Genomic DNA, 11,932 nt, shown 5'->3' with positions numbered 1-11,932 from the left:
ATGGACCTGTTCTCCAACAACGCCGAGACCGTGCTGGCTTCGGCCTTGACCAACGACAGCGGTGATCCGGGGTACGGCACGATCGTGACCACGGGCGCGGGCCTGGACGGCTTTGCCAACCCCAGCGGCACGCGCTCCCTGCGCGCGACCATCACGGACGCCACGATGCCCGGACAGTGGGAGGTGGTGCGGATCCGCCAGATTGATGGCGTGAACCTGGTCGTGGATCGCGGGATCGAGTTGCCATGGGATGCCGGCGGCCCCATGGCCTGGCCTGCTGGTGCCAAGGTCAGCGTGCGGCTCACGGCGGGCATGCTGGAGTCCTTCATGCAGATGCAAGAGCCGGGCTTCTTCGGCCAGGTCCTGAGCGGCGCTGACCGGTTCGCTGCGCTCGGCTATCCCGCTCTCAAGAGCGCGTGGCCGCAATTGCTGGCAAACCCCACGTCCGACTGGCACCGCGCGGGCAACGGCCTGCCCATCGTGGGCGGCTCAATGTTCGTGGACCTGGGCACGCCGCCGGCTTGGGCGGCGGGCAACTTCGCCCACGGGGACGTGGTGGTGCCGGGCACACCCGATGGCTGCCAGTACTGGGCCTGCACCAACCAAGCGAACGCCGTGTATGCGGATGCGGTGCCGGACTTCCAGGGCATGGGCACGCATGTGCCGCTGGACCCCACCTATCCATCGTTGGGCTACTGGGTGCCAGTGCAGATGCCGGTGGACCTGCTGGTGCGGCTGGAGGGCGTACGCATCGTGGTCGAAGAGGTCGGGTTCATCGCCAGCGTGCTGACGGCCAGCACGCCACCAACGGTCTCCATCGGCTCGGACCTCGGGTTTTCCGATGCGCGACCAACGCGCTTTGCCAATGCGGTCTCGCTGTCGCAGATCACGGCCGGCGGCGAGTCCCACCGCATCCCCATCGCTGTCGGCGGGCAGTTGTCGGATTCCCTGACCTTCCGAGTAGACACGCCTGCTGCTGGTGGCCGGTTCTCGGGCCGGTTCTACTGGCGCGGGTTCTACGTCGAGGGCTGATCTCATGAGCTACCCGCTCATCAACGGCGCCGCCATCAACGGCGAGGAGGCTGGCGAGGCCACGGTCGGCATTGACTTGGTGACCTTTGGCCAAGCCGTCGCCGTGCCTGCGCTGTTGGCAGCCGGCGCGCAGCCGATGGAGCTGGGCACGCCGCGAATTGTGCTGCCCCTGCGTCCGCCAGGCCTGGATCTTGTCAACGCAGGGCAGGCCACGGCGCGCTACAACACGGCCCTGCGTCCGCCGGGCATTGATCTCGTCACAGCGGGGCGAGCTATGGCGGAGATGGTGCTTGAGGCGCAAGGCGCGCAGCCGCTTGAGTTGGGCGCGCTGCGCGTGCGCAATGGCTTGGACGCATCCCTGGGCATCGAAGGGCTGGACCTCGTTCGCACGGACTTCGCAGTCATCACGCTGGAGCAGGTAGCACCCGACCAGGTGGTGCAGGCCCGCAGCGGCCGCCCGCTGGAGATGGGCACGCCGGAGGCTCGGCCCGGCGCAGTGACGGTGCAAGCCGTCAGCGCGCAGCCCCTGGTGCTGGGCGCGTCGGGCGCAGGTATCCGGCTGCAGGCCCAGGGTGCGCAGGCGCTGGAACTCGGCATGCCCGCCGCGGGCATTCGCCTGCAGGCCAGCGCCGCCCGGCCTCTGGAGCTTGGCGTGCCGACGGTGGCTGTGGCGCTGCAAGTCCAGGGCATTGATCTGGTGCGCGCGGGCACGGCCAGCATCGCGCTACCCACCGCGCAGCTGCTGGCCGCCAGCGCCTATGTCCTGGAGTTGGGCACGCCCGGCCTGCCTTCCACAACCGTCCGCGCACGCGCCAGTTTCCCGCTGCAGCTGGGCATGCCGGCCGTGGCCAGGGAGAACACATGCTGACCTACGAGAAATTCAGCGGCATCAACAACGTGCTGCCTGAGCACCGCCTGGGCGGTGATGCGCTGCTGGCGGCCGAGAACGTGGACATCGGGCTCACGGGCGAGATCACACGCCGGGCCGGCATCACGCAGGTCTCCGACCTCTGCCACAAGAACCTGCACCAGGCCCGCGGCTTCATGCTCGCCACGGTGGGCGCGCAGCTGACAGCGATCCATCCCGACGGCACGCGCCACGTCATCCACCCATCCCTTGGGCCTGAGCGGGTCTGGTACTGCAACCTTCCCGACGGCCGCACGACTTGGACAAATGGCCTGATCCAAGGTGTGACCGATGGCTTGGCCAACCAGGAGCGCAGCGTGCCCACGCCGGCGGGCCTGGGCGCGCCAGACGCGGCCTTCGGGCAGTTGCACCCGGGCCAGTACCGCTACCACCTCAGCCATGTGCGCCTGGCTGACCGGCTCGAAGGCCCGGCCATCAGCTCTGCACCCATTGAGATTGCCGACGGTGGCCTGCGCCTGGACGGTCTGCCGGTGCGCGAGGGTTACGCCTTGAACGTCTACCTCTCCGGCCAGGACGGGGAGGGTGCCTATCTGGCCGGCGTTGCCACGGGCAGCAGCTTTGAAGTCGGCGGCCCCAATTCGGCCCTGGTGCTGCCCTGCCGCACGCTGGATGCTCAGCCGTTCCCTGTGGGCACCATCACGGCTGCGTGGCGCGGTCGGGTGCTTGTCGCCCAGGGCAATGTGCTGTGGGCCAGCCGGCCCATGGCGCCGCACTTGGCCGACTGGCGCGACTTCCGCCCCATGCCTGCGCCGATCACCGGCATCGTGCCCGTGGACGATGGCATCTATGTGGGCACAGCCGAGGATCTGGTGTTTCTGTCGGGGAGCACCTTCGACCAACTGGCCTACCTGGAGCGCCAAACTGGGCCTGTCGTGCCGGGATCAGCCGTCGCGGCGCCGGGTCGCTACCTGAAGCTGGGCGATGGCACCGGCTCGGGCCCTGCCATGGTGTGCATCGCAGGCGGCGAGATCGTGGCCGGCTTCGCGGGTGGCCAGACCTTCAGTCTCACGGCCAACCGTTTCAAGACGCCGGTGGGCGAAGTTGCCGCCACGTTCCGCCTGGTGAACGAGATCCCGCAGTACCTGGCGGTGCCTCAATGACGATCTGGGACCCTTACACCTACCGGCCCGACGGCCAGGCCATCGGCGCGGTGGCCCCGCCGGCGCTGCGCGTGCACGGCTCGCCGGCCTCGGCAAACCAGCTAGGCATGGCTCAGGCGGCCTATTACCGCTTCTGCATGATGGCGCGGCTGTCGGTCGTGCCCAATCCAGTGGAGGCCGGTCGGCTGCCCGACGGCACGGCCTATCGCATCGTGCGCATCGGCAATTCGACCACCATGGAGATCTGGCCGGAGGATGCAGCGAACGAGCGCGAGAGCGGAATCGGCATCACCATGGTGGACTTGTTAGGCGATCTTGTGCCGGAGCTCACGCACTCCAACGGGACGAGCCCGCAGCCCTTCATCCTCACGCCGGAAGTAGTTCCTGGCACACGCATCTGTACCGGGCGCTGGCGTGTTCGCAAGGTCAACGGATACAACGGCGGCAAGGCCGTGTTCCAGACACGCCTGCCTGACCTCTACCTCACAGGAGTGGATGGGGTATCCACCTTCTTCCAGTTGCCGCCCCCTCCGAGCTTCGATGCCTTGGGCGGCACCAATATGCGCGCCTATCGCTATGGCACCTACGGGCCTGGATTCAGTGTCTACAGCGTGCGCCGCCCCGTGGCTGAGTTTCGATCCGACGCCGAGCCACTGCCATTTTTCCGCAAGCACTCCAATGGCTCCCTTTGGATCATGCAGGCCGTGGCCAAGTTTGCAGGGGGGCCGCAGCGCATCGAGTTGTGGGGCCAGCAGTACCGCCCGCCAGGCGGCGTAGTTGGGGAGTTGGTCGCTACGTTGCCCATTCCCGCAGGCCACACTGTCAAATGGGACTCGCTGTCCTCAAGCGCAGACGGCCAACGGTTGCGCGCTGTGTTCATCACGGTATTGGGCAATTTCCTGCTCGTTGATCTGGCCGTTGGCGATGCCAGTCTTTCAATTGTCGCCACGTCAGAGCGCGGCTATCGCATCGAAGGATGGGAGGAATCCACCAACACCGGCACTGAGCTGGAGCCCAACATCACAGGCACCCGCATGGGTCCTATCTCCTTTGGCAATGCCACATATGGATACGACGGCAAGGGGCGGGATTTCGAGGTTCTGCTGGGTGGGGGCGGGAGGCTGGAGCACTGGACATACCGGCAGTCATTTTCGGGTGAAGTGATAGGTGTAGACCCGATCCGGGGGCCGATCACGCTTGAGAATGAGGGCCTGTTCCTGACGGGCGACTACTCGGATCCGGGGGGGCTCATCCGCATCAATGGTCACGACATCACATTCCCCAGCGTGGCGGGGCAAAGCAGTAGCGAATTGCTTGTCACGCGAACCGTCGCAGATGGCGTGACCCTCACATACGCAGCCTCCGGATTCATCCGAGACTGGGCAGAGTCGTGGCAGATGCTGCAGGTGCTGTTTTTCGATCCCACTACAGAGTTGGTGATCCAGGCTCAGAAGATTCAACGCGGCGACTATTCGGCGGTGTATGAATCCGCTCAGACATCTGACGGCAATTGGTATCCACTCGCGGTGCCATCCAGGCTGGAGGGCACGGTCTACACAAATCGTGGGGAGGTGCTCGTGCAGTGCCGGGGCCAGATCGTCGCCAGCATCGATATTTCAGATGCTGATCCCCACTATTTCGCAGTGTCGGCCGCGGTAGACCCCTGGACCGGCGCTGTCTGCGCCAATCTCATGCAGTACACGGCAGAGGACCGCCAGACGGTGCTGCGCAGCTGGATCTTTGTTGCCGACGACACCGGCGCCCGGGAACTGCACACCATCATGAAGATGCCGATGGACCACACGGCGCGCGTGCGCACCGACGAAAGCCTGATTTCCGTATGAACACCCTCGTCTGCAACACCCTGAGCGGCGCCGTGTCCGAGTACACGCGCCACGATTTCCATGCGTTGACACCGACCCATGGCGGCAGCGCCACGGGCCTATATGCCTTGGCCAGCGGTGATACCGACGACGGCCTACCCATCGTCGCCGAGCTGCGGCTGCCAGCCACGCTACGCGAATCGACCCTGAAGAAGCACCTGGAGATGGTCTATCTGTCCATGCGGGGGCGCGGCTGCGCGCAGTTCGCGGTGCTTGGGCCGAACGCGGAGCGCTGGGCCTACAGCTTCCCCCTCGGGGCCTCCGGCCAGACGCGGTGCCAGCCAGGCCGCGGCATCCGCCAGAACTACATGGGCTTCGGCCTGAGCACGCCGGCCGGCCAAACCTTCACATTGGACCGCATTGAAGTCGTGACGGTCTCGTCCAAAACCCGCCGCGTAGGAGCATGAAATGGCACTGGATCTGAATGGACCCGCAGAGATCGTCCAGGACAAGTACGAGCGCAGCATGGCGATGGCTGACGCCGCCTCCAAGGAAGTTGCGTCTTTCACGGACGATCTGAGGAACAGCCTCTATAAGCCTTCGCAGATCGACGTTCGGTGGCAGACGCTGCCTGCGCCGAACTTGCCGCCCATCCCGGATATGCCAGCGCTGCCCGATGCGACGCTTGTGGAGCCCGCCGACATGCCCGGGCCGCTGTCGGCGCAGATACGGGACGTGCCCATCGACGGGTTCGATGTGGTGCCGCCCACGCTCAACTTCGGGCAGGCACCTGTCTTGACCATCGGCCAGGCGCCGACACTGCCTCAGTTGCGGGACGTAGCCGTGCCTGATGCGCCGGATGTGGTGCTGCCTGGTGCGCCGGAATTCCTGCAGTTGCAGACGCACACGTTTGGAGGTGTGGATCTGCATGAGGACTGGCTTGCCAAGCTGGACGACATCCCCACGCTGTCCGTGTTGCAGCCCGCGCCATTCCAGTACCAGCCTGGAGCCAAGTATGCTTCTCAGCTGCTGGACAATCTGAAGGCCAGCCTCAATGCACGTCTGCAGGGCGGCACCGGAATCCTCCCTGCGGTCGAGCAGCAGATCTGGGACCGTGCGCGCGACCGCGAAACGGCCCTGGCGCTGGCGCGCGAGCAGGAGGTGTTGCGCGGCGCCGAAGCTCTGGGCTTCCCGCTGCCCAGTGGCGCGCTGGCGGGCCAACTGGCTGACGCGCGCCGCGAGTTCCACGACAAGCTGTCGGGCCTGTCGCGGGATGTGGCCATCAAGCAGGCTGAGATGGAGCAGCAGAACGTCAAGGACGCCATCACCCAGGCCCTGCAGTTGGAGACTACGCTGCTGGACGACGCCTACAAGCTGGAGATGCTGGCGTTCGAGACCGCCAAGACCACTGCCGACAATGCCCTGGCCGCCTTCAATGCGGCGGTCGAGCACTACAAGGCGTTGCTGGCCGGCTACCAGGCCTATGCTGCCGCCTATGACACGGTGATCCGGGCCGAACTCAACAAGGTCGAGGTCTACAAGGCCATGCTGGCGGCCGAGCAGACCAAGGCCGACATCAACAAGTCCCTGGTGGATCGCTACCGCGCCGAGATCGACGGGCGCATGGCGGTGGTCGAGATCTACAAGGCCCGCGTGGGCGCGGCCCAGACCCTTGTCGAACTCGAGCGCGCGCGTATCCAGGCCGGCGGCGAAGAGGTCAAGGCCTTCGTGGCCACGGTCAACGCACAGACGGCACTGGTTGACATCTATAAGACCCAGGTGGGGGCTGAGACCGCGAAGGTGGACGCTTATCGTGCGCTCACGCAGGCCTATGCATCCAAGGTGGGTGCCCAGGCCGAGCAGGCGCGCGTCGAGGTGGCCCGGTACCAGGCCCTGATCTCGGCCAAGGGTCTCGAATGGGACGGGTGGAAAGCTCGCCTGTCCGCCGCCACGGCGCGCGCAGAGAGCGCAGCCCGGCAGTCCGCCATCCTTGTCGACGGCTACCGCATCGGCGCAACTGCCGCTGAGGCTCAGGCGACATCTTATGCGCGTCGATGGGAGTCCGAGATCAAGCAATACGAAGCCGGGATGAACATCACGTACCAGGTTGCCAGAACCAACAATGATGCCGTCACCCATGCCAACGATGCGCGCATGGAGGCTGCGAAGGTGGGCCTCACTGCAAAGGCCCAGCAACTGGCCAGCGCCTTGTCGATGGTGACAGCTCAGGCCCAGATTGATGGCCGTGTCAGCTGGAACTACAGCGGTCAGATCTGATGCCGCCCCCGGCTAGGGTTCGCTCCTTGGCACCCTGGCCGGGAAACTGCGGGGCATGACCAAGCCGGCCAAGCTCAACTTCACGATCTACCAAGGCGCCACATTCCGGCGGCGCCTGCGCTGGCTCAACCCCGACAAGACACCGATCGACCTGACGGGCTGCACTGCCCGCATGCAGGTGCGCGAGGAAATCGAATCCACAGCCACGCTGCTGGAACTGACCACGGAGAACGGCCGAATTGCGCTGGGTGGCACGGCCGGCACGGTGGATCTGCTGGTCGACGCGGGCACCACGGCGGCCATCACTTGGAGCGGCGGGGTGTTTGATCTGGAGATCGTGCACCCCGGTGGCGAGGTCACGCGCTTGGCCGAAGGCTCCTGCTGTGTGAGCCCGGAGGTCACCCGTGACTGACGTGCTGATCGTGCACGAGACCGAGATCCTGGCCGAAGAGGCGCAGGACTCAGTGCTGGTCGAGCAGGTTCAAGAAACCGAGATCGTTGAGCTGGGACTGCAGGGGCCTCCTGGCCGTCCCGGCGAGCCCGGCCCTGCCGGCGGCGCATCGGTGCAGCGAACGGCCGGCACGAACCTGTCGGCCTTGCTCGCGGTGTACGAACTGAATGGCGTGGTGCGCGCGCTGAGCGCTGACGATGCGGCGCACATCGACCTGTTGCTGGGCATCACGCTGACGGCGGCCCAAGCCGGTGAGCTGGTCAATGTGCAGCGACTGGGCGCCATTGAGGACAGCGGCTGGCACTGGCTGCCGGGCCGGGTTTATCTCGGCGCCGCCGGAGCGCTGACGCAAGCGCCCCCCACAAGCGGATTCGACCTGCTCATCGGCTCTGCCACATCCCCCACGCGCATCGCGCTGAATCTGCAAGACCCTATTTCACTGGAGTAAGCACCATGGCAACTCAACCCACCCAGGGATTCTTGGCCCGCGTCTCGGGCAAGACCCGCCAACTGTTCGGCCTGGCCGTGTCTGCCGGCGCGGCGGATGCCGGCAAGCTCGTGGCCACTGGATCGGACGGGCGGCTGGACACCTCACTGTTGCCCGCCGGGATCGGCGCCAATACGACCATCGCACCGGCAAGCGAGGCCATCGGGGCGGGCAAGTTCGTGAATTTCCATGCCAATGCTGGTGCGCTGAACGTGCGGCTGGCCGACAACAGCAACGGCCGCCAAGCCGATGGCTTTGTGAAGGATGCCGTGGCCTCGGCTGCAAATGCCACCGTCTACCCCCTGGACACCACGAACTCCGCGCTCACGGGACTTACACCTGGCAGCCGGTATTGGCTGGGCACTGCGGGCGGCGTCATCGCCGCAGCGCTCGACCCCACCGACACGGCCAACGCGAACAAGGTCTGCCAGGAGCTGGGCACGGCCAAGAGCGCTACAGAGCTTGTCACAGATGACCTGGGCTATGTGATCCTCTGATATGACAGTCCGGCGACCTCTTGTAAGAGTGGGCGGGCGCTTTCGGCAACTGCCTACGGGCGACACCCTGCCCGGCGTGCGCGAGCTGCTCACCGCCGCGCGCACATACTACGTGCGCACCGATGGCAACGACAGCAATACTGGTCTGAACAATACTTCCGGCGGTGCTTTTGCGACGATTCAGAAGGCAGTTGATACAGCAGCATCGCTTGATTTAGGCTTGTATGACATTGTGATCAATGTCGGTATTGGAACATGGACGGCCCCCACTCTTCTTAGAACCCTCACAGGCGCTGGCAAGGTAACGATCAGAGGCGTAAACAACAACACAACAGATACAGTAATAAGCACAAATTCTGCCGACTGTTTTGGAGGTGAATTTTTTGGTCGCTACCACTTTGAGTACTTGAAACTGCAGACAACCGCATCCGGCGCTTGCATCTTTGTGCAAGGCTCCGGTATTTTGGTAACTTGGGCAAACATTAATTTTGGCCAAACCGCTGGCCAGCACTTGCTGGTTGCTAATGGTGCCCAAATTAGAGCAACAGGATCTTATCAGATCTCCGGTGGGGCAGCTTCTCATATTGCCACTTACGACGTATGCACTGCTTATTTTGTGGGGTATACAGTAACCATCACCAATAATCCGGCGTTTTCGAACGCTTTTATTACAGCCGAGCGAAACTGTAGTGTGATTTTCGTGCAGGCAACTTTTGCAGGTTCTGCGACTGGAACTCGTTATCGCAGTGCATTCAGCTCAAGCGTGGTAACAAATGGTGGGGAAAACTACCTTCCCGGAAATTCTGCAGGGGTCCGTGAAACGGGGGGGCAATATTCATGACCACATATCGACTTACCGCAGAAGGCTACGTGGTGCGTGACGGCGACACGAAGGTGCCAACCGTTGACACGCGGAATTTCCCAAATACAAACCCCGACTATTTTGAATACCGCGCCTGGCTCGCCGCAGGTGGGGTGCCGCTACCTGCCGAGCTTCGGCCGGCAGCCGAGATCGCGGCGGGCCTGCGTCTGGCCCTGGCCGCAGAGTACCGCAAGCACATCCAGGTGATCGCCGCAGGCTACCCGCTGAGCGAGCGCGAGAGCTGGCCCGTGCAGACGGAAGAGGCGAGGGCGCTGGAGGCTGACCCGGCGGCGGCCACGCCCTGGATCGATGCCGCAGCGCTGGCGCGTGGGCTGGACCGCCTGGTGCTGGCCGATCGCATCCGCGAGAAGGACGACAAGTACCGGCAGGTGCATGGGCTGCTGACGGGCACGCGCCAGCGCATCGAGGACCAGATCGATGCGGCGGCCGACGACGCCCTGGCGCTGTCGCAGATCGATGTCGCGGCCGGCTGGCCTGCGGCCCCCGTGTAGGGTTCGCCAGCGCGGCCCGGCCCCGGAATCATCGGGGCCATGAAGAAATACCTCGTATCCCTGCTCGCGCTGATGGGCATCCACCAGCACCTGAGCGCAGAGCAGCGGCAGGACATTGCCGGCGCAATCATGCAGGCCACGCCGGGCGCCGCCGCGACGGGGGTGTTCAAGGTCTGGGGTCTGCCGCTGAGCGACTGGCTCGTCGTGGCGTCCCTGGCCTTCATTGCGCTGCAGGCCGGATATCTGGTCTGGAAGTGGCGCCAGGACTATCAGCGTGCCCAGCAGCGGCAGCGCCTCGCGCGCTTGGCTGGGCTCAAGCCTGAGCCTGAAACGGATTGGGGCGCGCCATGAGCACGGCCCGCATGCCAGCTGCAGGCCTGGGCATTGGCGCGGCCATTCTCGCGGCCTGGATTGCCGCAGAAGGCTTCAGCGCAGACCCGATCATCCCGGTTCGCGGCGATGTGCCCACCATCGGCCATGGCGCCACGCGCTACGAGGACGGCACGCGCGTGACCATGGCCGACCCGCCCATCACCCGCGAACGGGCGCGCGAGCTGGCCATCAACCTGCTGGAGCAGCAGTACGGCGCCTGTGTGCGTGATTCGTTGGGCGACACGCTGGTGCACCAGGTCGAGTTTGCCCAGGCGGTGGACTTCGCCGGGCAGTATGGGTGCGGGGCCTGGCGCGGGTCCTCGATGCTGGCGCGCACGCGGGCCGGCGACTATGCCGGCGCCTGCAATGCCTACCTAGCGTATCGCTTCATGACCAGTGCCCAGCCCCTGCAGGGCTACGCCGCCTACCAGTGGAGCGCGGGCGGGCAGCCCACCCGGTGGCGCTTCGACTGCAGCACGCCCGGCAACAAGGTTTGCCGTGGTGTCTGGACTCGCCAGCAGGCGCGGCACGCCGCATGCGTGGACGTGCAGCAATGAGCGTGCGCGCCATCACCCATCTGGCCGCTGCCGGCCTGGCCGCGTTCTTGACCTGGAACTACCAGGGCGCACGCCTGGGCGCCGAGCTGGCCGAGGCCCGCGCTGCAGCTGCGGGCGAAAAGCTGGCTGTCAGCACAGCCCAGCGCGCGGCAGACGCCCGCGTGCGCCGGGCAGAGCAGTCCATCAACACCAACTACCAGGAGGCGCTGAATGCTGCCCGGACCCGTGAGGCGCTGCTGCGCCGTGATCTTGACCAGCTGCGCGCTGTCTCTGACAGCCTGCGCGAGCAAACCGCAGATGCCGCCCGCCGACTTTCCAACGCTCCCCCCGCTGCCGTCCTTGAGTACGCCACTGCCCTCGGAGCCGTATTTGAAGACTGCCGCGCAGCGTATGGGGACATGGCAGCAAAGGCTGCAGGACACGCAGCTGATGTCCAAACCCTCGGTGCCGCCTGGCCCGTGATCCCGAGCCTGCCGGCCGCAGGCGTCTCTATCGGACGCAACCCATGACCTTTCTGAAAAAACACTGGCAGGCCACTGCCATCGTGGCAATCGCCGCGCTCTTGATCATCTCCGGCTGGCGCATGTTCAGCCAGTCCGCCCAGATCATCGATCTCGGGATTTTCATGCTGCTGGGCGTGGCGTTGCTGCTGATGCCGATTGCCGGCTTGGCTGAGCAGATACTCCGCAAGCTCGGGGAGCAGACCGTTGCCGTGTCATCGCGCGAGCGCTCCCACCGTCAGGAGCTGGAGCTAGCCTTGGCGCACGGCATGGGGGCATTGGTCGCCAATCCCACATTCCCGGGCAAGTCCGTGGGCAACAACATCCGCGATGCGCTGGACGCGATGTTGGTGCAGTCGGCTCCTGCGTCATTGGCCGAACTGCGCTGTGGGATGAACGCTTACCCAGGCCGCGCCGACCAGCACAAATGCCTGGTGCATGGCGTGGCGGCATGCCCATGCCACAAGGCCAGTGACGACCTGATGCGCAGCGCCGGCTACGAGGGTGAGTAGGCCCCAGCCAGCGGCGGCCCGC

15 protein-coding genes are annotated in these 11,932 nt (G+C 65.3%); all 15 read left to right on the top strand.

Features of this window, described 5'->3' with window-relative positions; all coding sequences use genetic code 11:
• Positions 1–1,032, top strand: a complete 1,032-nt coding sequence (locus ACN20X_RS21650; RefSeq protein ID WP_473209888.1) for a hypothetical protein — start codon at positions 1–3, stop codon at positions 1,030–1,032.
• Positions 1,033–1,036: 4 nt separating this feature from the next.
• Complete coding sequence (locus ACN20X_RS21645; protein WP_473209887.1) at positions 1,037–1,900, top strand: hypothetical protein; 864 nt, start codon at positions 1,037–1,039, stop codon at positions 1,898–1,900.
• Positions 1,894–3,060, top strand: coding sequence for a hypothetical protein (locus tag ACN20X_RS21640; protein WP_473209886.1), 1,167 nt, complete (start codon positions 1,894–1,896; stop codon positions 3,058–3,060). The genes ACN20X_RS21645 and ACN20X_RS21640 overlap by 7 nt, the downstream gene beginning before the upstream one ends.
• Entirely contained in the window at positions 3,057–4,904 is a 1,848-nt protein-coding gene (locus tag ACN20X_RS21635; protein WP_473209885.1) for a hypothetical protein, read from the top strand. The genes ACN20X_RS21640 and ACN20X_RS21635 overlap by 4 nt, the downstream gene beginning before the upstream one ends.
• Positions 4,901–5,350, top strand: a complete 450-nt coding sequence (locus ACN20X_RS21630) for a hypothetical protein (protein ID WP_046988994.1) — start codon at positions 4,901–4,903, stop codon at positions 5,348–5,350. The genes ACN20X_RS21635 and ACN20X_RS21630 overlap by 4 nt, the downstream gene beginning before the upstream one ends.
• Position 5,351: 1 nt before the next feature.
• Positions 5,352–7,160 (top strand): hypothetical protein, encoded by a 1,809-nt coding sequence (locus tag ACN20X_RS21625; RefSeq protein ID WP_473209884.1) that lies wholly within the window; start codon positions 5,352–5,354, stop codon positions 7,158–7,160.
• A 55-nt stretch (positions 7,161–7,215) separates the two neighbouring features.
• On the top strand, positions 7,216–7,572 hold the full coding sequence (locus ACN20X_RS21620; RefSeq protein WP_099733745.1) for a hypothetical protein: 357 nt from the start codon (positions 7,216–7,218) through the stop codon (positions 7,570–7,572).
• Positions 7,565–8,059 carry a hypothetical protein gene (locus tag ACN20X_RS21615; RefSeq protein ID WP_473209883.1) on the top strand — a complete coding sequence of 165 codons (495 nt, stop codon included), beginning with the start codon at positions 7,565–7,567 and terminating at the stop codon, positions 8,057–8,059. Before ACN20X_RS21620 ends, ACN20X_RS21615 begins: the two co-directional genes overlap by 8 nt.
• A gap of 5 nt (positions 8,060–8,064) precedes the next feature.
• The gene (locus ACN20X_RS21610) at positions 8,065–8,595 is read left to right on the top strand and encodes a hypothetical protein (RefSeq protein WP_473209882.1); all 531 of its coding nucleotides are present in this window, start codon (positions 8,065–8,067) and stop codon (positions 8,593–8,595) included.
• A 76-nt stretch (positions 8,596–8,671) separates the two neighbouring features.
• Positions 8,672–9,436: a hypothetical protein gene (locus tag ACN20X_RS21605; RefSeq protein ID WP_473209881.1), complete on the top strand. Its 765-nt coding sequence runs from the start codon at positions 8,672–8,674 to the stop codon at positions 9,434–9,436.
• 134 nt (positions 9,437–9,570) lie between these two features.
• Entirely contained in the window at positions 9,571–9,969 is a 399-nt protein-coding gene (locus ACN20X_RS21600; protein WP_473209880.1) for a hypothetical protein, read from the top strand.
• 39 nt (positions 9,970–10,008) lie between these two features.
• Positions 10,009–10,320 carry a phage holin family protein gene (locus tag ACN20X_RS21595; protein ID WP_013802597.1) on the top strand — a complete coding sequence of 104 codons (312 nt, stop codon included), beginning with the start codon at positions 10,009–10,011 and terminating at the stop codon, positions 10,318–10,320.
• Complete coding sequence (locus ACN20X_RS21590; protein WP_473209879.1) at positions 10,317–10,898, top strand: glycoside hydrolase family protein; 582 nt, start codon at positions 10,317–10,319, stop codon at positions 10,896–10,898. Before ACN20X_RS21595 ends, ACN20X_RS21590 begins: the two co-directional genes overlap by 4 nt.
• Complete coding sequence (locus tag ACN20X_RS21585; RefSeq protein ID WP_473209878.1) at positions 10,895–11,407, top strand: hypothetical protein; 513 nt, start codon at positions 10,895–10,897, stop codon at positions 11,405–11,407. Before ACN20X_RS21590 ends, ACN20X_RS21585 begins: the two co-directional genes overlap by 4 nt.
• The gene (locus ACN20X_RS21580) at positions 11,404–11,910 is read left to right on the top strand and encodes a hypothetical protein (protein ID WP_473209877.1); all 507 of its coding nucleotides are present in this window, start codon (positions 11,404–11,406) and stop codon (positions 11,908–11,910) included. Before ACN20X_RS21585 ends, ACN20X_RS21580 begins: the two co-directional genes overlap by 4 nt.
• Positions 11,911–11,932 lie beyond the last annotated feature (22 nt).

This window comes from Delftia sp. PX-1, assembly GCF_055797465.1.
This window is presented reverse-complemented; position numbering and strand designations above follow the sequence as displayed.

What these genes read in the sequence shown, in the direction of transcription:
- ACN20X_RS21650 (WP_473209888.1), top strand. Translation starts at nt 1, where the DNA reads ATGGACCTGTTCTCCAACAACGCCGAGACCGTGCTGGCTTCGGCCTTG.
- ACN20X_RS21645 (WP_473209887.1), top strand. Translation starts at nt 1,037, where the DNA reads ATGAGCTACCCGCTCATCAACGGCGCCGCCATCAACGGCGAGGAGGCT.
- ACN20X_RS21640 (WP_473209886.1), top strand. Translation starts at nt 1,894, where the DNA reads ATGCTGACCTACGAGAAATTCAGCGGCATCAACAACGTGCTGCCTGAG.
- ACN20X_RS21635 (WP_473209885.1), top strand. Translation starts at nt 3,057, where the DNA reads ATGACGATCTGGGACCCTTACACCTACCGGCCCGACGGCCAGGCCATC.
- ACN20X_RS21630 (WP_046988994.1), top strand. Translation starts at nt 4,901, where the DNA reads ATGAACACCCTCGTCTGCAACACCCTGAGCGGCGCCGTGTCCGAGTAC.
- ACN20X_RS21625 (WP_473209884.1), top strand. Translation starts at nt 5,352, where the DNA reads ATGGCACTGGATCTGAATGGACCCGCAGAGATCGTCCAGGACAAGTAC.
- ACN20X_RS21620 (WP_099733745.1), top strand. Translation starts at nt 7,216, where the DNA reads ATGACCAAGCCGGCCAAGCTCAACTTCACGATCTACCAAGGCGCCACA.
- ACN20X_RS21610 (WP_473209882.1), top strand. Translation starts at nt 8,065, where the DNA reads ATGGCAACTCAACCCACCCAGGGATTCTTGGCCCGCGTCTCGGGCAAG.
- ACN20X_RS21595 (WP_013802597.1), top strand. Translation starts at nt 10,009, where the DNA reads ATGAAGAAATACCTCGTATCCCTGCTCGCGCTGATGGGCATCCACCAG.
- ACN20X_RS21590 (WP_473209879.1), top strand. Translation starts at nt 10,317, where the DNA reads ATGAGCACGGCCCGCATGCCAGCTGCAGGCCTGGGCATTGGCGCGGCC.
- ACN20X_RS21585 (WP_473209878.1), top strand. Translation starts at nt 10,895, where the DNA reads ATGAGCGTGCGCGCCATCACCCATCTGGCCGCTGCCGGCCTGGCCGCG.
- ACN20X_RS21580 (WP_473209877.1), top strand. Translation starts at nt 11,404, where the DNA reads ATGACCTTTCTGAAAAAACACTGGCAGGCCACTGCCATCGTGGCAATC.